The organism is Streptomyces sp. ME19-01-6, from assembly GCF_033793745.1.
GTDB lineage: Bacteria > Actinomycetota > Actinomycetes > Streptomycetales > Streptomycetaceae > Streptomyces.
In genome coordinates this window covers 496,193-521,677 of the sequence record NZ_JARAXF010000004.1, presented here as the reverse complement: position 1 = coordinate 521,677, position 25,485 = coordinate 496,193, and the positions used below count along the sequence as shown (strand labels likewise).

Annotated in this window: 37 protein-coding genes; 34 read left to right on the top strand and 3 right to left on the bottom strand. The window is 68.1% G+C overall.

The features are described 5' to 3' along the window. Window positions 1-357 precede the first annotated feature (357 nt). The gene (locus PV419_RS12410; RefSeq protein ID WP_319688013.1) at window positions 358-1,164 is read right to left on the bottom strand and encodes a DUF3152 domain-containing protein; all 807 of its coding nucleotides are present in this window, start codon (window positions 1,162-1,164) and stop codon (window positions 358-360) included. Window positions 1,165-1,767: 603 nt separating this feature from the next. Between PV419_RS12410 and rpsJ the strand changes: the two genes are divergently transcribed. From rpsJ to truA, 32 genes are all read left to right on the top strand, one after another. Then, window positions 1,768-2,076: a 30S ribosomal protein S10 gene (gene rpsJ, locus PV419_RS12405; protein ID WP_003948644.1), complete on the top strand. Its 309-nt coding sequence runs from the start codon at window positions 1,768-1,770 to the stop codon at window positions 2,074-2,076. Window positions 2,077-2,089: 13 nt separating this feature from the next. After that, complete coding sequence (rplC, locus tag PV419_RS12400) at window positions 2,090-2,734, top strand: 50S ribosomal protein L3 (RefSeq protein ID WP_319688012.1); 645 nt, start codon at window positions 2,090-2,092, stop codon at window positions 2,732-2,734. Between the two features lie 8 nt (window positions 2,735-2,742). Then, window positions 2,743-3,396, top strand: coding sequence for a 50S ribosomal protein L4 (gene rplD / locus PV419_RS12395; protein WP_014178769.1), 654 nt, complete (start codon window positions 2,743-2,745; stop codon window positions 3,394-3,396). Next, a complete protein-coding gene (rplW, locus tag PV419_RS12390) occupies window positions 3,396-3,722 on the top strand; it encodes a 50S ribosomal protein L23 (protein ID WP_065962994.1) in 327 nt (108 codons plus the stop codon). Before rplD ends, rplW begins: the two co-directional genes overlap by 1 nt. 47 nt (window positions 3,723-3,769) lie before the next feature. Then, complete coding sequence (rplB, locus tag PV419_RS12385) at window positions 3,770-4,606, top strand: 50S ribosomal protein L2 (RefSeq protein ID WP_065962996.1); 837 nt, start codon at window positions 3,770-3,772, stop codon at window positions 4,604-4,606. 12 nt (window positions 4,607-4,618) lie between these two features. Continuing rightward, window positions 4,619-4,900 (top strand): 30S ribosomal protein S19, encoded by a 282-nt coding sequence (rpsS, locus tag PV419_RS12380; protein WP_014178772.1) that lies wholly within the window; start codon window positions 4,619-4,621, stop codon window positions 4,898-4,900. Between the two features lie 46 nt (window positions 4,901-4,946). Then, the gene (gene rplV, locus PV419_RS12375; RefSeq protein WP_044571671.1) at window positions 4,947-5,294 is read left to right on the top strand and encodes a 50S ribosomal protein L22; all 348 of its coding nucleotides are present in this window, start codon (window positions 4,947-4,949) and stop codon (window positions 5,292-5,294) included. Continuing rightward, window positions 5,294-6,124, top strand: a complete 831-nt coding sequence (rpsC, locus tag PV419_RS12370) for a 30S ribosomal protein S3 (RefSeq protein ID WP_319688011.1) — start codon at window positions 5,294-5,296, stop codon at window positions 6,122-6,124. The genes rplV and rpsC overlap by 1 nt, the downstream gene beginning before the upstream one ends. 5 nt (window positions 6,125-6,129) lie before the next feature. After that, window positions 6,130-6,549 (top strand): 50S ribosomal protein L16, encoded by a 420-nt coding sequence (gene rplP, locus PV419_RS12365; RefSeq protein WP_014178774.1) that lies wholly within the window; start codon window positions 6,130-6,132, stop codon window positions 6,547-6,549. Then, entirely contained in the window at window positions 6,549-6,773 is a 225-nt protein-coding gene (gene rpmC, locus PV419_RS12360) for a 50S ribosomal protein L29 (RefSeq protein WP_319688010.1), read from the top strand. The genes rplP and rpmC overlap by 1 nt, the downstream gene beginning before the upstream one ends. Then, window positions 6,773-7,060 carry a 30S ribosomal protein S17 gene (rpsQ, locus tag PV419_RS12355; RefSeq protein ID WP_319688009.1) on the top strand — a complete coding sequence of 96 codons (288 nt, stop codon included), beginning with the start codon at window positions 6,773-6,775 and terminating at the stop codon, window positions 7,058-7,060. Before rpmC ends, rpsQ begins: the two co-directional genes overlap by 1 nt. A 99-nt stretch (window positions 7,061-7,159) precedes the next feature. Continuing rightward, window positions 7,160-7,528, top strand: coding sequence for a 50S ribosomal protein L14 (gene rplN, locus PV419_RS12350; protein ID WP_014178776.1), 369 nt, complete (start codon window positions 7,160-7,162; stop codon window positions 7,526-7,528). Window positions 7,529-7,531: 3 nt separating this feature from the next. After that, a complete protein-coding gene (gene rplX, locus PV419_RS12345) occupies window positions 7,532-7,855 on the top strand; it encodes a 50S ribosomal protein L24 (protein ID WP_319688008.1) in 324 nt (107 codons plus the stop codon). Continuing rightward, on the top strand, window positions 7,855-8,415 hold the full coding sequence (rplE, locus tag PV419_RS12340) for a 50S ribosomal protein L5 (RefSeq protein WP_311726661.1): 561 nt from the start codon (window positions 7,855-7,857) through the stop codon (window positions 8,413-8,415). Before rplX ends, rplE begins: the two co-directional genes overlap by 1 nt. Before the next feature lie 2 nt (window positions 8,416-8,417). Next, window positions 8,418-8,603 carry a type Z 30S ribosomal protein S14 gene (locus tag PV419_RS12335; protein WP_003948630.1) on the top strand — a complete coding sequence of 62 codons (186 nt, stop codon included), beginning with the start codon at window positions 8,418-8,420 and terminating at the stop codon, window positions 8,601-8,603. Window positions 8,604-8,838: 235 nt separating this feature from the next. Next, window positions 8,839-9,237: a 30S ribosomal protein S8 gene (gene rpsH, locus PV419_RS12330; protein WP_089509690.1), complete on the top strand. Its 399-nt coding sequence runs from the start codon at window positions 8,839-8,841 to the stop codon at window positions 9,235-9,237. 21 nt (window positions 9,238-9,258) lie between these two features. Beyond that, a complete protein-coding gene (rplF, locus tag PV419_RS12325) occupies window positions 9,259-9,798 on the top strand; it encodes a 50S ribosomal protein L6 (RefSeq protein WP_089509689.1) in 540 nt (179 codons plus the stop codon). Between the two features lie 3 nt (window positions 9,799-9,801). Continuing rightward, on the top strand, window positions 9,802-10,185 hold the full coding sequence (rplR, locus tag PV419_RS12320) for a 50S ribosomal protein L18 (RefSeq protein ID WP_319688007.1): 384 nt from the start codon (window positions 9,802-9,804) through the stop codon (window positions 10,183-10,185). 46 nt (window positions 10,186-10,231) lie between these two features. Then, a complete protein-coding gene (gene rpsE / locus PV419_RS12315) occupies window positions 10,232-10,837 on the top strand; it encodes a 30S ribosomal protein S5 (protein ID WP_311726664.1) in 606 nt (201 codons plus the stop codon). Between the two features lie 2 nt (window positions 10,838-10,839). After that, window positions 10,840-11,022 carry a 50S ribosomal protein L30 gene (gene rpmD, locus PV419_RS12310; protein WP_311726665.1) on the top strand — a complete coding sequence of 61 codons (183 nt, stop codon included), beginning with the start codon at window positions 10,840-10,842 and terminating at the stop codon, window positions 11,020-11,022. Window position 11,023: 1 nt separating this feature from the next. Beyond that, window positions 11,024-11,482, top strand: a complete 459-nt coding sequence (rplO, locus tag PV419_RS12305) for a 50S ribosomal protein L15 (RefSeq protein ID WP_089509687.1) — start codon at window positions 11,024-11,026, stop codon at window positions 11,480-11,482. Window positions 11,483-11,700: 218 nt separating this feature from the next. Then, window positions 11,701-13,014 carry a preprotein translocase subunit SecY gene (gene secY, locus PV419_RS12300; RefSeq protein ID WP_319688006.1) on the top strand — a complete coding sequence of 438 codons (1,314 nt, stop codon included), beginning with the start codon at window positions 11,701-11,703 and terminating at the stop codon, window positions 13,012-13,014. Next, window positions 13,014-13,670 carry an adenylate kinase gene (locus tag PV419_RS12295; RefSeq protein ID WP_319688005.1) on the top strand — a complete coding sequence of 219 codons (657 nt, stop codon included), beginning with the start codon at window positions 13,014-13,016 and terminating at the stop codon, window positions 13,668-13,670. The genes secY and PV419_RS12295 overlap by 1 nt, the downstream gene beginning before the upstream one ends. Before the next feature lie 140 nt (window positions 13,671-13,810). Then, window positions 13,811-14,647, top strand: coding sequence for a type I methionyl aminopeptidase (map, locus tag PV419_RS12290; RefSeq protein ID WP_319688004.1), 837 nt, complete (start codon window positions 13,811-13,813; stop codon window positions 14,645-14,647). 149 nt (window positions 14,648-14,796) lie between these two features. After that, window positions 14,797-15,018 carry a translation initiation factor IF-1 gene (gene infA / locus PV419_RS12285; RefSeq protein ID WP_003956442.1) on the top strand — a complete coding sequence of 74 codons (222 nt, stop codon included), beginning with the start codon at window positions 14,797-14,799 and terminating at the stop codon, window positions 15,016-15,018. Between the two features lie 28 nt (window positions 15,019-15,046). Beyond that, on the top strand, window positions 15,047-15,160 hold the full coding sequence (gene rpmJ, locus PV419_RS12280) for a 50S ribosomal protein L36 (protein ID WP_003956441.1): 114 nt from the start codon (window positions 15,047-15,049) through the stop codon (window positions 15,158-15,160). A 193-nt stretch (window positions 15,161-15,353) separates the two neighbouring features. Next, window positions 15,354-15,734: a 30S ribosomal protein S13 gene (gene rpsM / locus PV419_RS12275; protein WP_014178788.1), complete on the top strand. Its 381-nt coding sequence runs from the start codon at window positions 15,354-15,356 to the stop codon at window positions 15,732-15,734. Window positions 15,735-15,800: 66 nt separating this feature from the next. After that, window positions 15,801-16,205, top strand: a complete 405-nt coding sequence (gene rpsK / locus PV419_RS12270; protein ID WP_009715860.1) for a 30S ribosomal protein S11 — start codon at window positions 15,801-15,803, stop codon at window positions 16,203-16,205. A gap of 28 nt (window positions 16,206-16,233) precedes the next feature. After that, a complete protein-coding gene (gene rpsD, locus PV419_RS12265) occupies window positions 16,234-16,860 on the top strand; it encodes a 30S ribosomal protein S4 (protein ID WP_319688003.1) in 627 nt (208 codons plus the stop codon). A gap of 135 nt (window positions 16,861-16,995) precedes the next feature. Then, a complete protein-coding gene (locus tag PV419_RS12260) occupies window positions 16,996-18,018 on the top strand; it encodes a DNA-directed RNA polymerase subunit alpha (protein ID WP_319688002.1) in 1,023 nt (340 codons plus the stop codon). A gap of 124 nt (window positions 18,019-18,142) precedes the next feature. Next, a complete protein-coding gene (rplQ, locus tag PV419_RS12255) occupies window positions 18,143-18,667 on the top strand; it encodes a 50S ribosomal protein L17 (protein WP_319688001.1) in 525 nt (174 codons plus the stop codon). An 87-nt stretch (window positions 18,668-18,754) separates the two neighbouring features. Then, window positions 18,755-19,648, top strand: a complete 894-nt coding sequence (gene truA, locus PV419_RS12250; protein ID WP_415925290.1) for a tRNA pseudouridine(38-40) synthase TruA — start codon at window positions 18,755-18,757, stop codon at window positions 19,646-19,648. Between the two features lie 3 nt (window positions 19,649-19,651). Here truA and PV419_RS12245 read toward each other — a convergent pair whose 3' ends face one another. Beyond that, window positions 19,652-21,745 carry a glycosyltransferase family 4 protein gene (locus PV419_RS12245; protein WP_319687999.1) on the bottom strand — a complete coding sequence of 698 codons (2,094 nt, stop codon included), beginning with the start codon at window positions 21,743-21,745 and terminating at the stop codon, window positions 19,652-19,654. A 460-nt stretch (window positions 21,746-22,205) separates the two neighbouring features. Here PV419_RS12245 and PV419_RS12240 point away from each other — a divergent pair, with 460 nt between their 5' ends. After that, on the top strand, window positions 22,206-22,973 hold the full coding sequence (locus PV419_RS12240) for a hypothetical protein (protein WP_319687998.1): 768 nt from the start codon (window positions 22,206-22,208) through the stop codon (window positions 22,971-22,973). 79 nt (window positions 22,974-23,052) lie between these two features. On the opposite strand, the gene PV419_RS12235 is transcribed toward PV419_RS12240, so the two are convergent. After that, window positions 23,053-23,922 carry a hypothetical protein gene (locus PV419_RS12235; RefSeq protein WP_319687997.1) on the bottom strand — a complete coding sequence of 290 codons (870 nt, stop codon included), beginning with the start codon at window positions 23,920-23,922 and terminating at the stop codon, window positions 23,053-23,055. Window positions 23,923-23,994: 72 nt separating this feature from the next. On the opposite strand from PV419_RS12235, the gene PV419_RS12230 reads away from it, so the two are divergent. Beyond that, the coding region (locus PV419_RS12230) for an ATP-binding cassette domain-containing protein (protein WP_319687996.1) at window positions 23,995-25,485 on the top strand (1,491 nt) is incomplete at its 3' end.

Genomic DNA, 25,485 nt, shown 5'->3' with positions numbered 1-25,485 from the left:
AGATCCTGCCACCACACCCCCAGGCCCGCTCAGCGGTGGCGGGGTCGCGGAGGTCGGCGAGCATGGTGTGGGCTCCGCGGCGGCGCAGCCGATACTCCGGTCAGCCGTCAACCTCGTGCGATGCGTTTCCTCCGTATGTGCGGCTTTGTCGCAGGCTGGGGCGCTGCCTTGGGTACACGGTCGAAGATCTCGCCCATGCAAGCACCGACCACACGGCTACACCGTGGACGATCTCTTCAATGGGCCCGACCTCCCGCGACACACCGAGCTGATCGACGGGAACCTGATCGTTGCCGGCCCGTCGTCCTGGGCCCCCGTGACGCCCCGGACCTGACCCAGATCGATCACATGTAGTCGTCATGGGACCGCCGGGCCCTCGATGTACCGGCCTTTCGCGTCGTAGGGCCACTCGTTCGCGACACAGCCCTTGAGTCCGTATATCTGCTGCATCATCACCGGCGCCCGTCTGCCCTTCCCCGGGCAGGTCTCGTGGCCGTGGCCGATGCGGTGGCCGACCTCGTGGTTGACGATCAGCGCCCGGTAGCCGCTGATGGGGCCGGAGAACTCGGGCGAGCCGGTGTTCCAGCGCTTGAGGTTGACCATGATCTGGGTTCCGGCGTCGCAGTTGACCTCGCCGTGGGTGTCCAGGCCCACGGCGCCGCAGATCTTGTCGACCGTGTCCGGGGTGGCGATCTTGACCTCGAAGTCGGAGGGGCCGTCGGCGACCAGCCGGAAGGAGTGCTCGCCGTCGTTGGTCCAGCCGCGCTTGTCGGCCAGGACGGCGGAGATCTCGGCGGCGGCCCGCTTCGGGTCGACGCCGGTGCCCTTCTCCACCATGACCTTGAACCGCAGCAGGTCGCTTCCCTCGCCGATCACCGCGCCGGAGGACTTCGCGGTGACGAACACGCCGGTCGCGGTGGCGGGAGAGCCCGGGCGAGGGGGTCTGGAGGTGGCCGAGATGGCGTCGGGCAGCGGGGTCGCCGGGTCCGCGGCGCGGGGCGTGCCGCCGTCTCCGCCGCCGTCGCGTAACGCGAACACCACCCCGGCGATCAGGGCCGCGCCGGCGGCCAGCGCCACAGCCATGTTCCGGGGGCGGGTGCTCCGGGTGCGCCGTCGCCGTGGGGGCGAGGCGGGCCGCTTGCGGGCCTGCGCGGTGAAGGTCATGGGGGCACTTCCAGCGGGTGTCAGCGGGGCGGGCGTATCGGCCGCGTGAGCATGTCCGTGCCCCGGAGTCCGTCGTGTGTTCCCCCGGAGAGAGACGCGCGGGGAGTGGCGCGGGTTGGGCCGCGCACCCTGCTGTGCCCGGGGTCACATTCGGTGACATCCTGGTGAGGGCACAGTGACACGTGTCCGTGTGCTGGGGCCTCGGGCGCGCGCAGAGTTTGAAGAGCCCCCCTCAGGGGGTACGCTTCCCCGCTTCCCAATTGGCATCCGGCATGGTCCGTGTGGCAGACTGTCCGGGTTGCTCGGTTGAGTGCCGATGCTGCGCGCCTCCCGCCGGGAGGACCGGAAGCGAGTCCCACAGTACTCGTCGCCTCTTATCAGGGGCGGACGTACGGGAATCTTCCGGGAAGTGTCAGCGGGGCCCCGGCCAGGCACCCGGTGGGTGTTCTTCCCCCACAACCCTCTTCCATAAGGGATTTCTCCTGCGGAGATTTGCTGGAGGGGGCGCGACACGCCCGACCGCGTGGGTCGGAGGTGAGGCGGGGAAGGGCGGGAGCCGACCGGGTTCCGGAGCGTTACGAGAGACAGGACTACGAAGTAGCCATGGCGGGACAGAAGATCCGCATCCGGCTCAAGGCCTACGACCACGAGGTCATCGACTCCTCGGCGAAGAAGATCGTCGAGACGGTGACCCGCACTGGTGCGTCGGTCGCGGGCCCGGTGCCGCTGCCCACAGAGAAGAACGTGTACTGCGTCATCAAGTCGCCGCACAAGTACAAGGACTCGCGCGAGCACTTCGAGATGCGTACGCACAAGCGCCTCATCGACATCCTCGACCCCACGCCGAAGACCGTCGACTCGCTGATGCGTCTCGACCTGCCGGCCGGCGTCGACATCGAGATCAAGCTCTGAGGTGACGCGCGAGATGGCTAAGCAGATCAAGGGCGTCCTGGGCGAGAAGCTCGGCATGACGCAGGTGTGGGACGAGAACAACCGCATCGTCCCGGTCACCGTCGTCAAGGCCGGTCCCTGTGTCGTGACCCAGGTCCGTACCGCTGACTCGGATGGCTACGACGCCGTCCAAATCGCCTTCGGCGAGATCGACCCGCGCAAGGTGAACAAGCCCCTCAAGGGCCACTTCGCCAAGGCCGACGTCACCCCGCGCCGCCACCTGGTGGAGCTGCGTACCGCTGACAGCAGCGAGTACACGCTCGGCCAGGAGGTCACCGCCGAGGTGTTCGAGTCCGGTGTGAAGGTCGATGTGACCGGCACCAGCAAGGGCAAGGGCACCGCCGGTGTCATGAAGCGCCACGGCTTCAAGGGCCTGGGCGCCGGCCACGGCACCCAGCGCAAGCACCGCTCGCCGGGCTCCATCGGTGGCTGCGCCACCCCGGGCCGCGTGTTCAAGGGCCTGCGCATGGCCGGCCGCATGGGCAACGAGCGGGTCACCACCCAGAACCTGACCGTCCACGCCGTTGACGCGGAGAAGGGCCTGCTCCTGATCAAGGGAGCGGTTCCTGGTCCGAACGGCGGCCTCGTCCTGGTCCGTACCGCGGCCAAGGGGGCCTGAGGTAACCGATGAGCACCATTGACATCCTTTCGCCGGCAGGCGACAAGGCCGGGACCGTCGAGCTCCCCGCGGAGATCTTCGACGCGCAGGTCAGCGTTCCGCTGATCCACCAGGTCGTCGTCGCCCAGCTGGCCGCTGCCCGCCAGGGCACGCACAAGACCAAGACCCGTGGCGAGGTCCGCGGCGGTGGCAAGAAGCCGTACCGCCAGAAGGGCACCGGCCGCGCCCGTCAGGGCTCGACCCGCGCGCCGCAGTTCGCCGGCGGTGGCGTCGTGCACGGCCCCGTGCCGCGCGACTACAGCCAGCGCACCCCGAAGAAGATGAAGGCCGCCGCGCTGCGCGGTGCCCTCTCGGACCGGGCGCGCCACAGCCGCATCCACGTCGTGACCGGCGTGATCGAGGGCGAGGTCTCCACCAAGGCCGCCAAGACCCTGTTCGGCAAGATCAGCGAGCGCAAGAACCTGCTCCTGGTCGTCGAGCGGAGCGACGAGGCCGCGTGGCTGTCCGCCCGCAACCTGCCCCAGGTGCACATCCTGGAGCCGGGCCAGCTGAACACGTACGACGTGCTCGTCTCCGATGACGTGGTCTTCACCAAGGCCGCCTTCGAGTCCTTCGTGGCTGGTCCCAAGGCCGCTGAGAAGACCGAAGGGAGCGCCGCCTGATGAGTGAGGCGACCGCTGTCACCAGCAAGACCTTCACGGACCCCCGCGACGTTCTCGTCAAGCCGGTCGTGTCCGAGAAGAGCTACGCGCTGCTCGACGAGAACAAGTACACGTTCATCGTCGCGCCCGGCGCCAACAAGACCCAGATCAAGCAGGCCGTCGAGGCGGTCTTCTCGGTCAAGGTCACCGGGGTCAACACGATCAACCGGCAGGGCAAGCGCAAGCGGACCCGCACCGGTTTCGGCAAGCGCAAGGACACCAAGCGCGCCATCGTGACCCTCGCCGAGGGCGACCGAATCGACATCTTCGGCGGCCCGGTCTCCTAACGGAGATCGGAGCGTCCAGAAGTCCGGAATCTTCCGAGGACTGAGAAATGGGTATCCGCAAGTACAAGCCGACGACCCCGGGCCGTCGTGGCTCCAGCGTCGCCGACTTCGTCGAGATCACGCGGTCCACGCCGGAGAAGTCGCTGGTCCGCCCGCTGCACAGCAAGGGTGGTCGTAACAACGCCGGCCGCATCACGGTCCGCCACCAGGGTGGCGGTCACAAGCGTGCGTACCGCGTGATCGACTTCCGCCGTCATGACAAGGACGGCGTCCCGGCGAAGGTCGCACACATCGAGTACGACCCCAACCGCACCGCGCGCATCGCGCTGCTGCACTACGCCGACGGCGAGAAGCGCTACATCATCGCGCCGCGCGGCCTGTCGCAGGGCGACCGGGTCGAGAACGGCCCCGGGGCCGACATCAAGCCGGGCAACAACCTGGCGCTGCGCAACATCCCGGTCGGTACCACGATCCACGCCATCGAGCTGCGGCCCGGCGGCGGCGCGAAGTTCGCCCGCTCCGCGGGTGCCTCCGTGCAGCTGCTGGCCAAGGAGGGCTCCTTCGCGCACCTGCGCATGCCCTCCGGTGAGGTCCGCCTGGTCGACATCCGCTGCCGCGCCACCGTCGGCGAGGTCGGCAATGCCGAGCAGTCGAACATCAACTGGGGCAAGGCCGGCCGTATGCGCTGGAAGGGCGTTCGCCCGACCGTGCGTGGTGTCGTGATGAACCCGGTCGACCACCCGCACGGTGGTGGTGAGGGCAAGACCTCCGGTGGCCGCCACCCGGTTTCCCCGTGGGGCCAGAAGGAAGGTCGTACTCGCTCGCCGAAGAAGGCCAGCAACAAGTACATCGTCCGCCGCCGCAAGACGAACAAGAAGCGCTAGGAGCGGGTTTAGATGCCGCGCAGTCTCAAGAAGGGGCCCTTCGTCGACGACCACCTGATCAAGAAGGTGGATGTCCAGAACGAAGCCGGCACCAAGAACGTCATCAAGACCTGGTCCCGCCGCTCGATGATCGTCCCGGCCATGCTCGGCCACACGATCGCGGTGCACGACGGCCGCAAGCACGTCCCGGTGTTCGTCACCGAGTCGATGGTCGGCCACAAGCTCGGCGAGTTCGCGCCGACCCGCACCTTCCGCGGCCACGAGAAGGACGACCGCAAGTCGCGTCGTCGCTGATCAGCGGAACAAGCGAATGACTCAGACAGACACCGAAGGGACAACCATGGAAGCCAGGGCCCAGGCGCGGTACATCCGCGTCACGCCCATGAAGGCCCGCCGCGTGGTGGACCTCATCCGTGGCATGAACGCCACGGAGGCTCAGGCGGTCCTGCGATTCGCTCCGCAGGCCGCGAGCGTGCCGGTCGGCAAGGTGCTGGACAGCGCCATCGCCAACGCCGCGCACAACTACGACCACACCGACGCCGACAGCCTCGTCATCTCCGAGGCGTACGTCGACGAGGGCCCGACTCTGAAGCGGTTCCGTCCGCGCGCCCAGGGCCGCGCCTACCGGATCCGCAAGCGGACCAGCCACATCACCGTGGTCGTCAGCAGCAAGGAAGGAACCCGGTAATGGGCCAGAAGGTTAACCCGCATGGGTTCCGGCTCGGCATCACCACGGACTTCAAGTCCCGCTGGTACGCCGACAAGCTGTACAAGGACTACGTCAAGGAAGACGTCGCCATCCGCCGGATGATGACGAAGGGCATGGAGCGCGCCGGTATCTCCAAGGTGGAGATCGAGCGCACCCGTGACCGCGTCCGCGTCGACATCCACACCGCCCGGCCGGGCATCGTCATCGGCCGCCGCGGCGCCGAGGCCGACCGCATCCGCGGCGAGCTGGAGAAGCTCACCGGCAAGCAGGTCCAGCTGAACATCCTCGAGGTCAAGAACCCCGAGGTGGACGCTCAGCTGGTGGCCCAGGCCGTCGCCGAGCAGCTTTCCTCCCGCGTCTCCTTCCGTCGTGCGATGCGCAAGTCGATGCAGAGCACGATGAAGGCCGGCGCCAAGGGCATCAAGATCCAGTGTGGTGGCCGTCTCGGTGGCGCCGAGATGTCCCGTTCGGAGTTCTACCGTGAGGGCCGCGTGCCCCTGCACACGCTCCGCGCGAACGTCGACTACGGCTTCTTCGAGGCCCGTACGACCTTCGGCCGCATCGGCGTGAAGGTCTGGATCTACAAGGGCGACGTCAAGAACATCGCCGAGGTCCGCGCTGAGAACGCCGCCGCCCGTGCGGGCAACCGCCCGTCGCGTGGTGGTGGCAGCGACCGCCCGCAGCGCCGTGGTGGCGAGCGCGGTGGCCGCGGCCGTAAGCCGCAGCAGCAGAACGCCGCCGCCGAGGCCCCCAAGGCCGAGGCCGCCGCCGCTGCTCCGGCTGCTGAGAGCACCGGAACGGAGGCCTGACCGACATGCTGATCCCTCGCAGGGTCAAGCACCGCAAGCAGCACCACCCGAAGCGGTCGGGTATGGCCAAGGGCGGCACCGAGCTGGCGTTCGGCGAGTACGGCATTCAGGCCGTCACCCCGGCGTACGTCACCAACCGTCAGATCGAGGCCGCGCGTATCGCGATGACCCGCCACATCAAGCGTGGCGGCAAGGTCTGGATCAACATCTACCCGGACCGTCCGCTGACGAAGAAGCCCGCCGAGACCCGCATGGGTTCCGGTAAGGGCTCGCCGGAGTGGTGGATCGCGAACGTCAAGCCCGGTCGGGTGATGTTCGAGCTGTCCTACCCGAACGAGAAGACTGCGCGTGAGGCGCTCACCCGCGCTGCTCACAAGCTCCCGATGAAGTGCCGGATCGTGCGGCGCGAGGCAGGTGAGTCGTGATGGCGGCCGGTACCAAGGCGTCCGAGCTGCGTGAGCTGAACAACGAGGACCTCGTTGCCAAGCTGCGTGAGGCCAAGGAAGAGCTGTTCAACCTCCGCTTCCAGGCGGCGACCGGACAGCTCGAGAACCACGGCCGGCTGAAGGAGGTCCGCAAGGACATCGCCCGGATCTACACCCTGATGCGGGAGCGCGAGCTTGGCATCGAGACGGTGGAGAGCGCCTGATGAGCGAGACGAATGTGACTGCAGAAACGAACGAGCAGCGCGGCTTCCGCAAGACCCGTGAGGGTCTGGTCGTCAGCGACAAGATGGACAAGACCGTCGTCGTCGCCGTCGAGGACCGCGTCAAGCACGCGCTGTACGGCAAGGTCATCCGCCGTACGAACAAGCTCAAGGCGCACGACGAGCAGAACGCCGCGGGTATCGGCGACCGCGTCCTCCTGATGGAGACCCGGCCGCTGTCCGCGACCAAGCGCTGGCGCGTCGTCGAGATCCTCGAGAAGGCCAAGTAATTTCCTGAGGGCAGCAGCCCCCAGGCCAGTTCCGCCAGGCTCGGCAGGGGCCCGTAACAGGGCCCTTGCCGGGAACCGGCAGACGATCAGGAGATAGACGTGATCCAGCAGGAGTCGCGACTGCGCGTCGCCGACAACACGGGCGCGAAGGAGATCCTTTGCATCCGTGTTCTCGGTGGTTCCGGTCGCCGCTACGCGGGCATCGGTGACGTCATCGTCGCCACCGTCAAGGACGCGATCCCCGGTGGCAACGTGAAGAAGGGCGAGGTCGTCAAGGCGGTCATCGTGCGCACCGTCAAGGAGCGCCGCCGCCCGGACGGCTCGTACATCCGCTTCGACGAGAACGCGGCCGTCATCCTCAAGAACGATGGCGACCCCCGCGGCACCCGTATTTTCGGCCCGGTGGGCCGTGAGCTGCGCGAGAAGAAGTTCATGAAGATCGTCTCGCTCGCGCCGGAGGTGCTGTAACCGATGAAGATCAAGAAGGGCGACCTGGTTCAGGTCATCACCGGCAAGGACAAGGGCAAGCAGGGCAAGGTCATCCAGGCCTACCCCCGCGAGGACCGCGTCCTGGTCGAGGGTGTCAACCGGGTCAAGAAGCACACCAAGGCCGGCCAGACCGCTCGTGGCTCGAAGACCGGCGGCATCGTGACGACCGAGGCCCCGATCCACGTGAGCAATGTTCAGCTCGTGGTGGAGAAGGACGGTAAGAAGGTCGTCACCCGCGTCGGATACCGCTTCGACGACGAGGGCAACAAGATCCGCGTTGCCAAGCGGACCGGTGAGGACATCTGATGACTGCCACCACCACTGCACCGCGCCTCAAGCTGCGCTACCGCGAAGAGATCCAGGGCAAGCTGAAGGACCAGTTCTCCTACGAGAACGTCATGCAGATCCCGGGTCTCACCAAGATCGTGGTCAACATGGGTGTGGGCGACGCCGCCCGCGACTCCAAGCTGATCGAGGGCGCCATCCGTGACCTCGCCACGATCACCGGCCAGAAGCCGGCCGTCACCAAGGCCCGTAAGTCCATCGCGCAGTTCAAGCTGCGCGAGGGCCAGCCGATCGGTGCCCACGTCACCCTCCGCGGTGACCGCATGTGGGAGTTCCTGGACCGCCTGCTGTCGCTCGCGCTGCCGCGCATCCGCGACTTCCGTGGTCTGTCGCCCAAGCAGTTCGACGGCCGGGGCAACTACACCTTCGGTCTCACGGAGCAGGTCATGTTCCACGAGATCGACCAGGACAAGATCGACCGGGTACGGGGCATGGACATCACCGTGGTGACCACGGCGTCCAACGACGAGGAAGGCCGTGCCCTGCTTCGTCTCCTCGGCTTCCCGTTCAAGGAGAACTGACCGTGGCGAAGAAGGCTCTGATCGCGAAGGCCGCCCGTAAGCCGAAGTTCGGTGTGCGCGGGTACACCCGCTGCCAGCGCTGCGGCCGGCCCCACTCCGTCTACCGCAAGTTCGGCCTGTGCCGCGTGTGCCTTCGTGAGATGGCTCACCGTGGCGAGCTGCCGGGCGTGACCAAGAGCTCCTGGTAATCCCCGAATCGGGATGAACCAGGACTCTCGGTAAGCAAATGGATGGCGGGAGCCCGCCCCACAATCCCGTAAGCTTGTGGGGTTGGGCCCCCGCTGCCCACATCGTCCGCGGGCGTAGCCCGCTGTATGACGCTTACTACGCCGTAGGTCCCCGCGCCGCACCCGTGCCCACCAGTGAGTGGGTGAGAGGGATGGCGCAGATAGGAAACCCCGGCGAGAGAGGCCGAAGGCCATCATGACCATGACCGATCCGATCGCAGACATGCTGACCCGTCTGCGAAACGCGAACTCGGCATACCACGACTCCGTCGTGATGCCGCACAGCAAGATCAAGTCGCACATCGCGGAGATCCTCCAGCAGGAGGGCTACATCACCGGCTGGAAGGTCGAGGACGCCGAGGTCGGCAAGAGCCTCGTCCTCGAGCTGAAGTTCGGCCCCAACCGCGAGCGCTCGATCGCCGGCATCAAGCGGATTTCGAAGCCGGGTCTGCGGGTCTACGCAAAGTCCACCAACCTGCCGAAGGTGCTCGGCGGCCTGGGCGTGGCGATCATCTCCACGTCACACGGGCTCCTCACCGACAAGCAGGCAGGCAAGAAGGGTGTGGGCGGGGAAGTCCTCGCCTACGTCTGGTAACCAGGGAACGGAGGAAGAGCCATGTCGCGAATTGGACGGCTGCCCATCCAGGTTCCCGCTGGTGTGGACGTCACCATCGATGGCCGTACGGTCGCAGTGAAGGGCCCCAAGGGTTCTCTCTCGCACACCGTCGCCGCGCCCATCGAGGTCGCCAAGGGTGAGGACAACACGCTCGTTGTCATCCGCCCGAACGACGAGCGTCAGAACAAGGCCCTGCACGGCCTGTCCCGCACGCTGGTGGCGAACATGATCACCGGCGTGACCCAGGGCTACAGCAAGGCGCTCGAAATCAGCGGTGTCGGTTACCGCGTCCAGGCGAAGGGCTCCAACCTGGAGTTCGCCCTGGGCTACAGCCACCCGATCGTGGTTGAAGCCCCTGAGGGCATCTCCTTCAAGGTGGAGTCCCCGACCAAGCTGAGCGTCGAGGGCATCGACAAGCAGAAGGTCGGCGAGGTCGCCGCGAACATCCGCAAGCTGCGCAAGCCCGACCCGTACAAGGCCAAGGGCGTGAAGTACGCGGGCGAGGTCATCCGCCGCAAGGTCGGAAAGGCTGGTAAGTAAGCCATGGCATACGGTGTGAAGATCGCCAAGGGCAACGCCCGCAAGGCCGCTGCCGTCAAGCGCCGTCACATCCGCGTCCGCAAGCGGATCTCCGGTACCTCCGAGCGCCCCCGCCTCGTCGTGACGCGCTCCAACCGTCACATGGTGGCGCAGGTCATCGACGACATCGCGGGCCACACGCTGGCCTCGGCGTCGACGCTGGACACGTCCATCCGTGGCGCTGAGGGTGACAAGAGCGCGCAGGCCAAGCAGGTCGGCGCCCTGGTGGCCGAGCGGGCCAAGGCGGCGGGTGTCGAAGCCGTCGTCTTCGACCGCGGTGGCAACCAGTACGCCGGGCGGATCGCCGCTCTGGCGGACGCCGCCCGCGAGGCCGGGCTGAAGTTCTAGCCCAGGTCCCTACGCACAGCGGACATAAACGAGAGAGGTAATTCCAATGGCTGGACCCCAGCGCCGCGGTGGCGGCGCCGGTGGCGGCGAGCGGCGGGACCGGAAGGACCGGCGGGACGGCGGCGCAGCTGCCGAGAAGACCGCTTACGTCGAGCGCGTTGTCGCGATCAACCGCGTCGCCAAGGTTGTGAAGGGTGGTCGTCGCTTCAGCTTCACCGCGCTGGTCGTGGTGGGCGACGGTGACGGCACCGTGGGTGTCGGTTACGGCAAGGCCAAGGAGGTGCCGGCCGCCATCGCCAAGGGTGTGGAGGAGGCCAAGAAGCACTTCTTCAAGGTCCCCCGGATCGCCGGCACCATCCCGCACCCGATTCAGGGCGAGAAGGCCGCGGGCGTCGTGCTGCTCAAGCCGGCTTCGCCCGGTACCGGTGTGATCGCCGGTGGCCCGGTGCGCGCCGTGCTGGAGTGCGCGGGCATCCACGACGTGCTCAGCAAGTCGCTCGGCTCGTCGAACCCGATCAACATCGTGCACGCCACGGTGACCGCTCTTCAGGGCCTTCAGCGCCCCGAGGAGATCGCCGCCCGTCGTGGTCTGCCGCTCGAGGACGTCGCCCCCGCAGCTCTGCTGCGGGCGCGTGCCGGGGTGGGTGCGTGAGCATGGCCCGCCTGAAGATCACGCAGACGAAGTCGTACATCGGCAGCAAGCAGAACCACCGCGACACCCTGCGCTCGCTCGGCCTGAAGCGGCTGGGCGACACGGTTGTCAAGGAGGACCGCCCCGAGTTCCGCGGCATGGCCCAGACCGTGCGGCACCTCGTGACGGTCGAGGAGGTCGACTGACATGGCGGACAGCAACAACCCGCTGAAGGTCCACAACCTCCGGCCCGCCCCGGGCGCCAAGACCGCCAAGACCCGTGTCGGTCGTGGTGAGGCGTCCAAGGGTAAGACCGCTGGTCGTGGCACCAAGGGCACCAAGGCCCGCTACCAGGTTCCGGAGCGCTTCGAGGGTGGGCAGATGCCCCTCCACATGCGGCTCCCGAAGCTCAAGGGCTTCAAGAACCCGTTCCGCACCGAGTACCAGGTCGTGAACCTGGACAAGCTGGCCGCGCTCTACCCGCAGGGTGGCGAGGTCACGGTGGCCGACCTGGTCGCCAAGGGCGCGGTGCGCAAGAACCAGCTCGTCAAGGTGCTGGGCACCGGCGAGGTCTCCGTGGCGCTCCAGGTGACGGTCGACGCCGTCTCCGGCTCCGCCAAGGAGAAGATCACCGCCGCTGGAGGCACGGTCACCGAGCTCGTCTGAGAACGGTGGCACACCTGGCCGGGGATGCCCCAGATACGGGGCATCCCCGGTTGGTCGTTCCAAGGGGGGCCAGGTCGCCGGTAAGGTGGCGTGCGTTGTTACCTTCCGCGCGGTCTGTGCTCGCGCGGGCCTTGCCCTATAAGTACTCGCCGTAACTTATTCGTCGATCCTCAAGACCGTCACCTCTCGCGCCTGACGCGGGGGGCGCAGGAGGCACCGTGCTCACCGCGTTCGCCCGGGCGTTCAAGACGCCCGACCTGCGCAAGAAGCTGCTGTTCACGCTGGGCATCATCGTGTTGTTCCGGCTCGGGCAACATATCCCGATCCCGGGCATCGACTACAAGAACGTCCAGACCTGTATCGATCAGGCGAAGGGTCAGCAGGGGCTCTTCGGCCTGGTGAACATGTTCAGCGGCGGCGCGCTGCTGCAGATCACCATCTTCGCGCTCGGGATCATGCCGTACATCACGGCGAGCATCATCCTGCAGCTGCTGACCGTGGTGATCCCGCGCCTCGAAGCCCTCAAAAAAGAGGGCCAGTCGGGTCAGGCGAAGATCACACAGTACACCCGCTACCTGACCGTGGCGCTCGCGATTCTGCAGGGCACCGGCCTGGTGGCCACCGCCCGCAGTGGCCAGCTGTTCCAGGCATGCGACGTCGGCAACCAGATCGTCAAGGACGACGCGATCTTCACCACAGTCGTGATGGTCATCACGATGACCGCGGGCACGGCGCTCATCATGTGGCTCGGTGAGCTGGTGACCGACCGCGGCATCGGCAACGGCATGTCCATCCTGATGTTCGTCTCCATCGCGGCCGGCTTCCCGAGCGCCATGTGGGCGATCAAGCAGCAGGGCAAGATCATGGGCGGCTGGCTGGAGTTCAGCCTGGTCGTCGCGTGTGGTCTGGTCATGGTCGGCCTGGTGGTCTTCGTCGAGCAGGCGCAGCGCCGCATCCCGGTCCAGTACGCCAAGCGCATGATCGGCCGTCGCTCGTACGGCGGAACCTCGACCTACATTCCGATGAAGGTCAACCAGGCGGGTGTGATTCCCGTCATCTTCGCGTCCTCGCTGCTGTACATTCCCGCGCTGATCGTTCAGTTCAGCGGGTCCAAAGCGGGCTGGGCCCAGTGGATCGAGACCAATTTCGTCAGGGGCGATCACCCGTACTACATCGCCACCTACTTCCTGCTCATCGTCTTCTTCGCTTTCTTCTATGTGGCCATCTCCTTCAACCCCGAAGAAGTTGCCGACAACATGAAGAAGTATGGTGGGTTCATTCCGGGCATCCGGGCAGGTCGTCCCACAGCTGAGTATCTGAGCTACGTGCTGAACCGCATCACGTGGCCCGGCTCTCTCTACCTGGGGCTGATCGCCCTGGTGCCCACGGTGGCGCTGGTGACGCTCAAAGCCAATCAGAACTTCCCGTTCGGCGGGACCAGCATCCTGATCATCGTGGGTGTCGGCCTGGAGACCGTGAAGCAGATCGAGAGCCAGCTTCAGCAGCGACATTACGAAGGGTTCCTCCGCTGATGCGAATCGTCCTCGTCGGGCCTCCTGGGGCTGGCAAGGGTACGCAGGCCGCGTACCTCGCCAAGAACCTGTCGATCCCGCACATCTCCACGGGCGACCTCTTCCGCGCGAACATCAGCCAGGGCACGCCCCTCGGCCGACAGGCGCAGGAGTACATGCGGGCCGGGCAGCTGGTGCCGGACGAGGTCACCATCGGCATGGCCGAAGACCGGATGCGCCAGCCGGACGCCGCGCAGGGCTTCCTGCTGGACGGCTTCCCGCGCAATCTCGCGCAGGCCGAGGCGCTGGACGCATTCCTCCGGGAGAACCAGATCTCGCTGGACGCGGTGCTGGACCTGGAGGTCCCCGAGGACGAGGTCGTCCGGCGCATCGCCGGGCGGCGCATCTGCCGCAACGCCAGCAGCCATGTCTTCCACGTCACCGGCGCTCCGCCGAAGACCGAAGGCGTATGCGACGAGTGCGGCGGTGAGCTGTACCAGCGCGAGGACGACAGCGAGGAGACCGTCCGCAAGCGGCTGGAGGTCTACCACCGCGAGACGGAGCCGATCATCGACTACTACAAGGCCAAGGGCCAGGTTGTGACGATCCCGGCGCTGGGCAAGGTCCCCGAGGTCACTCGGCGGGCCATGGACGCGCTGGCGGCCAAGGCGGCCTGAGGGCGGTCTGGAGTCGATCCGGCCAACGGCCGCGGTGCCCCTCGGGCGTCGCGGCCGTACTGTTGAGCAGACACTGTTGAGCAGACGGCGTCGCCAATGGTGAACGACAGCAGCGACGGAAACGCGGGAAGGCAGTCCTAGTGGTGGAGATAAAGACCCCCGAGCAGATCGCGAAGATGCGTGAGGCGGGACTGGTCGTCGCGGCCATCCACCAGGCGACACGTGAGGCGGCCGTCCCCGGCGCGTCGACGAAGGACCTGGACGACGTCGCCCGCAAGGTGATCGCCGACCACGGCGCCAAATCGAACTTCCTCGGCTACGGGGGCTTCCCCGCGACCATCTGCACCTCGGTGAACGACGTCGTGGTGCACGGCATCCCGGACCGCGAGACCGTCCTGAAGGACGGCGACATCATCTCCATCGACGCGGGCGCGATCGTGGACGGCTGGCACGGCGACGCCGCCTTCACCGCCTTCGTGGGCGAGGGCCACGCGCCCGAGCTGCACGAGCTGAGCCGGGTGACCGAGGAGTCCATGTGGGCCGGCATCGCCGCGGTCCGCAAGGGCAACCGCCTGGTCGACATCTCCAAGGCCATCGAGGGCTACATCCGGCGCCAGCCGCGCCCGGCCTCCGGCAAGTACGGGATCGTCGAGGACTACGGCGGCCACGGCATCGGCAGCCAGATGCACATGGACCCGCACCTGCTGAACTACGTCTCGAAGAAGCGCGGCAAGGGCCCTCGGCTGGTGCCCGGGTTCTGCATCGCGATCGAGCCCATGGTGAGCCTGGGCACCGCGAAGACCCACGTGCTGTCCGACGACTGGACGGTCAAGACGGACGACGGCACCTGGTCCAGCCACTGGGAGCACACCGTCGCGCTGACCGAGGACGGCCCGCTGGTGCTGACCGCCGTGGACGGCGGAGCGGCCAAGCTCGCCGAGTACGGCGTACAGACGGCCCCGGACCCCCTGGCGTAAGATCCCGAGCGGCTTAATGATCTCGGTATTCGGGCATACTGCCCCGGATTCGTGTTTCCCGATGCGCTGACGTAGACTGACACGTCGGCTCACGCATGTCCTTCGGCATGTCGCGAACCGATCAAGGTAGCCGATCCCGAAAGCAGGACATGGCCAAGAAGCAAGGCGCCATCGAAATCGAGGGCACCGTGATCGAGTCTCTCCCGAACGCGATGTTCAAGGTGGAGCTCCAGAACGGTCACAAGGTCCTCGCGCACATCAGCGGCAAGATGCGTATGCACTACATCCGCATCCTGCCCGATGACCGGGTCGTCGTGGAGCTGTCTCCGTACGACCTGACGCGCGGACGGATCGTCTACCGCTACAAGTAGATCTCACGACCCGGAGAACCTCACACCCATGAAGGTCAAGCCGAGCGTCAAGAAGATCTGCGACAAGTGCAAGGTGATCCGCCGCCACGGTCGGGTCATGGTCATCTGCGACAACCTGCGCCACAAGCAGCGCCAGGGCTGACGCACGCCTGACCGCACGACCTGCACCTCGCAGTACTTCGCGCGACGCATACACATACGTACATACGCAGTCATCCGTTCCCGCCTTCGCGGGGACGACACCCCCGGTCGGAGGCCGGGGACCCGGCGGCCGCCGCGCGGCGGCCGGGAGTGATGCTGCGGAAGACCTCCGACAACCATCTGGAGCCAGATTCATGGCACGCCTCGCAGGCGTTGACCTCCCGCGCGACAAGCGCGTCGAGGTCGCCCTCACCTATGTCTTCGGCATCGGCCGCACCCTTGCCCAGCAGACCCTCGCCACCACCGGCGTGAACCCGGACACCCGCGTTCGCGACCTGGCCGAGGAGGACCTGGTCAAGATCCGCGAGTACGTGGACAACAACATCAAGACCGAGGGTGACCTCCGTCGCGAGATCCAGGCCGACATCCGCCGCAAGGTCGAGATCGGCTGCTACCAGGGTCTGCGTCACCGCCGCGGCCTGCCGGTCCACGGCCAGCGCACCAGCACCAACGCCCGCACCCGCAAGGGCCCGCGTCGCGCCATCGCCGGTAAGAAGAAGCCGGGCAAGAAGTAGTCCGCACCGGACGCTGATCAAGCGGTCCGGCTGTAGGACCGACCACCTCCACGGGAGATACACCGAATGCCTCCGAAGAGCCGTACGGCCGGCGCCAAGAAGGTGCGCCGCAAGGAGAAGAAGAACGTCGCCCACGGGCACGCTCACATCAAGAGCACGTTCAACAACACCATCGTCTCGATCACCGACCCGACCGGGAACGTGATCTCTTGGGCCTCGGCCGGCCACGTCGGCTTCAAGGGCTCGCGCAAGTCCACTCCGTTCGCCGCGCAGATGGCCGCCGAGTCGGCCGCCCGCCGCGCGCAGGAACACGGCATGCGCAAGGTCGACGTGTTCGTCAAGGGTCCGGGCTCCGGCCGTGAGACCGCGATCCGCTCGCTCCAGGCCACCGGCCTGGAGGTGGGTTCGATCCAGGACGTCACTCCGACTCCGCACAACGGATGCCGCCCGCCCAAGCGTCGGCGCGTCTGACCAGCTGAAGTAGGAGACAAACTACAAAATGGCGCGTTACACCGGGGCCGACTGCAAGCGATGCCGTCGGGAGAAGCAGAAGCTCTTCCTCAAGGGGAGCAAGTGCGAGAGCGCGAAGTGCCCGATCGAGATCCGTCCTTACCCCCCGGGTGAGCACGGTCGCGGGCGCACCAAGGACAGCGAGTACCTTCTGCAGCTCCGTGAGAAGCAGAAGGCCACCCGCATCTACGGTGTCCTTGAGAAGCAGTTCCGTGGTTACTACGCGGAGGCGAACCAGAAGTCCGGCAAGACCGGTGAGAACCTGCTTCGCATCCTCGAGTCGCGGCTGGACAACGTGGTCTACCGGGCCGGCTTCGCCAAGTCCCGCGACCACGCCCGGCAGCTGGTCCGCCACGGGCACATCAATGTGAACGGCCGCAAGACCGACATCCCGTCGGCCCGCGTCGCCGTGAACGACATCATCGAGGTCCGCCCGAAGTCCCGGACTCTGACCCCCTTCCAGGTGGCTCAGGCCGAGGCCGGCGAGCGCACCGTGCCGGCGTGGCTGGAGGCCATTCCGTCGCAGCTGCGGATCCTCGTCCACTCGCTGCCCGAGCGCCAGGTGATCGACACCCAGGTGCAGGAGCAGCTGATCGTCGAGCTCTACTCGAAGTAAGTACTCCCCGTAGTACTACTGGACGTAGTAGCTCCGGCTACGGGCGGTACGAGCCGTTTGGCCCGTGCCGCCCGTACCATCGTCAGTACAGAGGGCGTCATATAGCGGGCGCCCACGACTGAAGGATCAAACACCATGCTGATCGCTCAGCGTCCTTCGTTGACCGAAGAGGTCGTCGACGAATTCCGCTCCCGGTTCGTGATCGAGCCGCTGGAGCCGGGCTTCGGCTACACCCTCGGCAACTCCCTGCGTCGTACGCTCCTCTCCTCGATCCCCGGTGCGGCTGTCACCAGCATCCGGATCGACGGGGTCCTGCACGAGTTCACCACCGTGCCGGGCGTCAAGGAGGACGTCACCGACCTCATCCTCAACATCAAGCAGCTGGTCGTCTCCTCCGAGCACGACGAGCCGGTCGTGATGTACCTGCGCAAGCAGGGCCCCGGCCTGGTCACCGCCGCCGACATCGCCCCGCCGGCCGGTGTCGAGGTGCACAACCCCGACCTGGTCCTGGCCGCGCTGAACAGCAAGGGCAAGCTGGAGATGGAGCTGACCGTCGAGCGCGGTCGCGGCTATGTCTCCGCCGTCCAGAACAAGCAGGTCGGCCAGGAGATCGGCCGGATCCCGGTCGACTCCATCTACTCGCCGGTGCTCAAGGTCACCTACAAGGTCGAGGCGACCCGTGTCGAGCAGCGCACCGACTTCGACAAGCTGATCGTCGACGTCGAGACCAAGCAGGCCATGCGCCCGCGTGACGCCATGGCCTCGGCCGGCAAGACCCTGGTCGAGCTGTTCGGCCTGGCCCGCGAGCTGAACGTGGACGCCGAGGGCATCGACATGGGCCCGTCCCCGACGGACGCCGCCCTGGCCGCCGATCTGGCGCTGCCGATCGAGGAGCTCGAGCTCACCGTCCGTTCGTACAACTGCCTCAAGCGCGAGGGCATCCACTCCGTGGGTGAGCTCGTGGCGCGGTCCGAGGCGGACCTGCTCGACATCCGCAACTTCGGCGCCAAGTCGATCGACGAGGTCAAGGCCAAGCTGGCCGGTATGGGCCTGGCGCTCAAGGACAGCCCGCCCGGATTCGACCCGACCGCGGCCGCGGACGCGTTCGGCGCGGACGACGACGCGGACGCCGGTTTCGTCGAGACCGAGCAGTACTGAGCCACGGGGCCCCGAGCTCTGAGTTCGGGGCCCTCGGTTCTGCCTGAAACTTCCGGCGGGCACTCGCCCGTCGGTGACTGACACCGGTACCTCATACGGCCGGTGCAGACCGAAGGAGAAACACATGCCGAGGCCCACCAAGGGCGCCCGTCTGGGCGGCAGCGCTGCGCACGAGCGGCTCATGTTGGCGAACCTGGCCACCTCGCTGTTCGAGCACGGCCGGATCAAGACCACCGAGGCGAAGGCCCGCCGCCTGCGCCCGGTCGCGGAGAAGCTGATCACCAAGGCGAAGAAGGGCGACCTTCACAACCGCCGTCTGGTGCTGCAGACCATCCGCGACAAGAGCGTGGTGCACACCCTCTTCACGGAGATCGGTCCGCGCTACGAGAACCGGCCGGGCGGCTACACCCGCATCACGAAGATCGGCAACCGTCGTGGCGACAACGCCCCGATGGCGATCATCGAGCTGGTCGAGGCGCTGACCGTGCAGCAGGAGGCCGTCGGCGAGGCCGAGGCCGCCACCAAGCGCACCGCGAAGGACGCTGCCGGCGACCAGGCGATCGAGGGCCTGAAGAAGGACGAGGCTGCCGAGGCTCCGGCCGAGGCTGCCGAGGCCGAGGCCCCGGCGGAAGAGTCCAAGGACGCCTGAGCGTTCTGACGGCTTTGAGGTGACGGGCCCGCCCCAGCGACTTGGGGGCGGGCCCGTTCCCTATGGAGACGAGATTCAGCGAGATCGATGGAGGAACCGCGGGTGACGGACGAGGCGCCCGAAGGCTACGTACGCGTCCGGCTGGACCTGTCGTACGACGGCACGGACTTCTCAGGCTGGGCCAAGCAGCGCGGCCGGGACACGGTGCGCACCGTGCAGGGCGAGCTGGAGAGCGCCCTGCAGGTCGTCATGCGCATGCAGGACCTGGTGCAGCTGACGGTCGCGGGCCGCACCGACGCCGGCGTCCACGCGCGCGGCCAGGTCGCCCACGTCGACCTCCCGGAGCCCATCTGGGCCGAGCACCGCGAGAAGCTGCTGCGCCGCCTGGCCGGCCGGCTCCCGCACGACATACGCGTCTGGTCCGTCACCGAGGCCCCGCCCGGCTTCAACGCCCGCTTCGCCGCCATCTGGCGCCGCTACGCCTACCGCGTCGTCGACCACCCCGGCGGCGTCGACCCGCTGCTGCGCGGCCATGTGCTGTGGCACGACTGGCCGTTGGACGTGGACGCCATGAACGAGGCCGCGCAGCAGCTGCTCGGCGAGCACGACTTCGCGGCGTACTGCAAGAAGCGCGACGGCGCCACCACCATCCGCACCCTCCAGCACCTCAGCTGGGAGCGCGGCCCCGACGGCATCATCACGGCGACCGTCCGAGCTGACGCCTTCTGCCACAACATGGTCCGCTCCCTGGTCGGCGCCCTCCTCTTCGTCGGCGACGGCCACCGCCCGACCGACTGGCCCGCCAAGGTCCTGGCCGCCGGGGTCCGCGACTCCGCGGTCCACGTCGTCCGCCCCCACGGCCTGACCCTCGAAGAGGTCGGCTACCCCGCCGACGACCAACTCGCCGCCCGCAACCGCGAGGCACGCAACAAGCGGACGCTGCCGCTGGTGGGCCCGGCGGCGGGGGCGGGGTGCTGCTGAGCGCTACTGGGGGACGGTGACGGCCAGATTGTTGGCCTTGGTGAGGTAGGGGCGGATCCCGTCGGTGGCCGGGTAGAGGTCCGTTCTGTTGCGTTCGACGATGTCGCCGATGATCCGGCCGACGCGGAGCGGAGCTCCGGTGTCCGGGGCGTCCGTGTTCGGGGCCAGACGTAACGTCAGGTCCCACACCGGCGCCTTGGCTGACGCCGCGTGGGTCTCGCGGATCCGGTCGTAGGGGATGGCGAAGCGGAACTCGGCCGGGCCGAGGGCCGTGACGGGGGTGGTGAAGGGGCGGGACGGGCCGCCGCGGGGGATGGCCCAGATGGTGGGGGTCGCGTTCGCCGGGAAGGTGGTGCCGTGCAGGGTGCCCGCCACGTTGATCGCCTCGGCGTCGGCGTGGAGCGTCCGGGCCTCGGCGTGGGCCCGGCGGTGCCAGGTGCGCAGGGTCAGATGGCCGCCCGTGGTGCGGTACGGGATCCACCAGGAGAAGGGGGCGTCGGGCAGCGGCTCCAGGCCGAGCAGGCCGCGCCCTTCCGCGAAGCGGCAGTGCACCCGGCGGCGGGCGCCGTCGGCGGGTCGTATGACGTGCAGGTCCCAGCGGCCCTCGGAGAGGGTGAGGGCGCGGCGGTCGAGCAGCGCGGTCCAGGGGGCGTCGTCGGTGGCGGGGGGCCGCAGGGGCAGGGTGACGGGGGCGGCTCCCTGGCCGTCGCAGTCGTCGCGGCGGGTGAGGGTGAGTGCGAGGTCGGAGCCGCGCACGTCCGTACGGTCGATCAGGACGGTCAGGTTGCCGTCCGGGGTGACGCGGCAGGAGGCGGTGGGGCGCAGGGGTTTGCGGATCAGCTGCTTGACCGCGCCCTTGAGGGTGGTCTTCAGGGGCGCCATCGCCAAGGGGGTGCGGAGCCCCAGCAGCGGGCCGCGTCCGCGCCGGGTGGCGGGGGCGGCCGCGCCGCGTGCCTCGTACAGCTCCGTGAACAGCTGCTCGTACGCCTTGGCCACGTGCTCCGGCGCGTACCGCTGCGCCGCCGTGCGCGCCGCCGCGCCCATCGAGCGGCGCAGCTCGTCGTCCTCGATCAGGCTCAGCAGCCCCTTGGCGATGGCGTCGCTGTCGCCGACCGGTACGAGGAGGCCGTCCTGGCCGTGCGTGATGATCTCGCCGGGCCCGTGGGGGCAGTCGGTGGCGACGACGGGCACACCGCAGTGCATGGCCTCCACGATCGTCATGCCGAACGACTCCTCGCGCGAGGTGACGGCGGCGATCGAGCCCTTGGCCCACTCGGCCTCGATGGGGGAGTGGGCGCCCATGAGCGTGATGTGGTCGGCCAGGCCGAGTTCGTCGATCCGGCGGCGGAGTATGGGCTGTTGGGGGCCTCGGCCGTAGAGGCGCAGATGCCAGTCGGGGTGCTTGGCGGCGACCGTCTCCCAGGCCTCCACCAGCAGGTCGTACCGCTTGACGGGGATGAGCCGCCCGGCCGCCACGACCAGCTTCGCCGAGCCGTCGGAGGGCTCGACCTCCGTGGCGGGGACCCCGTTGGGCAGCCCGACGATACGGGTGGCCACGTCGGGCAGATGGGCGCGGTGCGTCCCGGCGTCGGCCTCCGAGACGGTGGTGTAAGCGTCCAGGCCGGCGATGGCGGCGTCGCAGGCGGCGCGGAGCTCTGCCTGGTGCGTGCCGTAGATCCGGTGCTCCTGCCCGATCCGCAGATAGCGGCGCTGCCCGAACTCGGCGAGGTAGATCACCAGACCGGGGCGGGTCGCGATGACCACATCCGCGTCGGTGTCCGCGAGGTACGCGGCGATGCGCTGGTCGGTCAGCGCGTTGAAGTTCGTGGTGCCCTTCGCCTCGGCGGCGGGGATGTGCGAGGTGGGCTGGTGGAGAAGGGGGTTGTCCGCGTCGCTCGCCTTCTCGTCCGGGCGCCGGTCGATCAGCGGTGTGATCCGGACGGCGGGGTGGAGGGGGAGGCTGGGCGCGTCGTGGGTCCGCATGACGGTGACGATCTCGACCGTGTGGCGGGCGGCGAGTGCGCCGGCCATGTTGAAGGTCGTGCGGATGGTGCCGCCTATTCCGTACGCGTTGTGCAGCAGGAATGAGATCTTCATGGTGATGTACGCGCGGCCGGTGCGTACCGTCGCGCCGCTGCCTCCCCTTCGGCTCTCCGTAATGCGCTCAACTCACAAACCACTCTGAAATAGGCCCACATGAGGTCGGCATGGGGCTGGTATGGGTTCGGTAAGGGTTGATCGGTCGTTAAGACCGTTGGGCGCGGGAAAGGTTGCTTATGCGTGTGGTGATATGAGATGGCCCACATCTGGTCCGCGTGATGCAACCTTTGGTGGGGCTTGGCTGTCTGAGGTCTGACGCGCGGCGGTTTGTGGTGGGGATGAGACGGCGACACGCCGAGGCGTCGCCGCCGGGCCGTTGCGATCTCGTGATCCGGCGTTGTGCAACCTTTTCGGCGATATCGGATCGTCACGGAAACCTCTGTTCGATCCGGCGCGACCCGATGTTTGATGACCCCAACCGCGATCGCGGGAGAGTCAACAAAGGGTGGATCAAAAAGTGAGTAAGTCTGTGTCGCGCGTCGTGTTGGCGGTCACGGCCGTGGCGGCGCTGGGGTTGGTGACCGCGTGTGGCGGTGACTCCGACGAGGACAAGAAGTCCGGCAAGTCGGCTGAGCAGACGGTCGAGAAGACGCCGGGGGCCGACAAGCAGGCCGCGCCGCTCTCGAAGGCCGCGCTGGAGAAGGCCGTGCTCGCTAAGGCCGACGTCAAGGGCTTCGAGATCGAGAAGATGACGGAGAAGGAGTTCACGGACGGCGGGGAGGCGAAGGCCGCGAAGGCCGAATGCCAGCCGGTGGCGCAGCTGATGGGCGCCAAGACGGCCCCGGCGCCGAAGGCTTCGGCGTACGTCACGTTCGCCTCTGCCGGCGCGCTGGGGACCGAGGACAAGGCGCCGTCGGGCGGCACGGGCATGATCCGGTTGTCCTCGTACGCGGACTCCGGCGCCGAGCAGACCTTGAAGGACCTGAAGGGTGCCATCGAGGCCTGTGCCGGCGGGTTCGCCGCTACCGACGGGACCGGCACGAAGGCGGACGTCGCGAAGGTGGAGTCGCTGACCGCGCCGAAGCTCGGCGACGAGGCGCTGGCCTTCACCATCACGGACGCGGACAAGAAGGACGGCGGCACGGTGAAGTTCACGGTCGTGCGCTCCGGTGCGCACGTGTCCGTGCTCTTCGGTGTCGACCTCATGAACCCCGCCAAGCCCGTCCTCCCGGACGCCGTGGTCTCGGCGCAGATCACCAAGTTGGAGAAGGCGCTGAAGGCTTGAGGCAACCACCGCCCGCCCGGCCCGGCCGCGGAAGCGGGGTACGGGCGGGCGGTGAGACGGCTGTCAGGGTGTGGGGCCTTTAGCCGGTGGCCGTCGCCGCCGCCGACGCCTGCTGGTTGCCGCGCTCCAGGATGCGGCGGAAGGCGTAGTCCGCGATGTCGCGTCCCGCCCCCACCGCCTTGGTGTCGCCAGTGGTCACGTCCGCGCCGGAGGTGTAGCCGGCGATGGTGAAGTAGGCGTAGCGGCCGATGGCGTTGGTGGAGGCCTGGCAGTCCGCCTGGCGGCAGAAGACGGGCACGCCGCCGCCGGAGAGGGACGCCACATTGGGCGCCGCCTGCTGCTTGGCCCGCTCCGCCGCCGCCTTGGTGTCGAAGACGGCGATGCCGACGGTGACCGCGACGCCGTCCTTGGAGTAGGTCGCGCGGAACAGCTGGCGGCAGCCGTTGTTGGTGAGGACGGAGGCGAGGCCGCCCTGGGCCGCCGTCGCGCAGCTCTTCGTGGCGGCGGTCGCGGCCTTGGTGTACTCGTGGCCGTTCCCGACGGCCTTCTTGGGGAAGAGCGTGCCGGTGCTGATGGGCGCCGTGTCCCGCTTCGCGCTGGAGATGATGTCCAGGGGCTTCGGCGGGGCCGGCGGGGCCACGTCGGAGAAGGTGGGCTCGGGGGTGGGGGACTCGCTGGGCAGGTCCTGGGGCGAGGGCAGCTGACTGGCGGACTTGTCCGACTTGTGGGAGGACTTGCCCTTGTCGCCGCTGCTGATCACGGCCGTGGCGACGATCGCCCCGATGGCGGCCGTCGCGAGCACACCGCCGCCGATGAAGAGCAGCTTGCGGCGGCGGCCGCGCCTGGCGCTGTCGTCGGCGAGCGCCGCCCAGTCCGGCGTCGGCGGCTGAGAACCCCCGGGCCCGTAGCCTCCCCCGGGCCCATACGGCCCCCCTTGCCCAAAGCTCATGCCCGGCATTTTAATCCGCGCAGGTGGTAAACCGGTTGGTCCGGTACCCGTCCGGAGGTCACAATCCGGGTCATGGGTCATGTGGAGGCGGGTCATCTCGAGTACTACCTGCCGGACGGGCGGGTGCTGCTCGGGGATGTGTCGTTCCGGGTCGGTGAGGGCGCCGCGGTCGCGCTGGTGGGGGCCAACGGCGCGGGGAAGACCACGCTGCTGAGACTGATCGCGGGGGCGTTGCAGCCGCACGGCGGATCGGTGACGGTCAGCGGCGGGCTCGGGGTGATGCCGCAGTTCGTGGGGTCCGTGCGGGACGAGCGGACGGTACGGGATCTGCTGGTGTCGGTCGCGCGGCCGGGGATCAGGAAGGCCGCCGAGGCGGTGGACGCGGCCGAGTACGCGATCATGACGCGGGACGACGAGCCCGCGCAGATGAGTTACGCGCAGGCGCTCAGCGACTGGGCCGAGGCCGGGGGGTACGAGGCCGAGACGGTCTGGGACATGTGCGCCATGGCCGCGCTCGGCGTCCCGTACGAGCGGGCGCAGTGGCGCCAGGTGCGGACTCTGTCGGGCGGCGAGCAGAAGCGGCTGGTGCTGGAGTCGCTGCTGCGCGGCGCCGACGAGGTGCTGCTGCTGGACGAGCCGGACAACTATCTGGACGTCCCCGGCAAGCGGTGGCTGGAGGAGCGGCTGCGGGAGACGAAGAAAACGGTGCTGTTCGTCTCCCACGACCGGGAGCTGCTGGCGCGCTCCGCCGAGAAGATCATCAGCGTGGAGCCGGGCCCGGCGGGCAGCGACGTCTGGGTGCACGGCGGCGGCTTCGGCACGTACCACCAGGCCCGTAAGGAGCGCTTCGCCCGCTTCGAGGAGCTGCGGCGGCGCTGGGACGAGGAGCATGCCAAGCTCCGGCAGCTGATGCTCACCTTCAAGCAGAAGGCGGCGTACAACTCGGACATGGCCAGCCGCTACCAGGCCGCGAAGACCCGGCTGCGGAAGTTCGAGGAGGCGGGCCCGCCGCAGGAGCCGCCGCGCGAGCAGGACATCCGGATGCGGCTGAAGGGCGGCCGGACCGGGGTGCGCGCGGTGACCTGCCAGGGGCTGGAGCTCACCGGGCTGATGAAACCGTTCGACCTGGAGGTCTTCTACGGGGAGCGGATGGCCGTGCTCGGCAGCAACGGGTCGGGGAAGTCGCACTTCCTGCGGCTGCTGGCGGGGGACGGGGTCGCGCATACGGGCGCGTGGAAGCTGGGGGCGCGGGTGGTGCCCGGGCACTTCGCGCAGACCCACGCGCACCCCGAGCTGGACGGGCGCCCCCTCGTCGACATCCTGTGGACCGAGCACGCCAAGGACCGGGGCGGCGCGATGAGCGCGCTGCGCCGGTATGAACTGGAGCGCCAGGGCGACCAGCGCTTCGACAAGCTGTCGGGCGGGCAGCAGGCCCGCTTCCAGATCCTGCTGCTGGAGCTCGCGGGGGCCACCGCGCTGCTGCTGGACGAGCCGACGGACAATCTGGACCTGGAGAGCGCGGAGGCGCTGCAGGAGGGGCTCGAGCGGTACGAGGGCACGGTG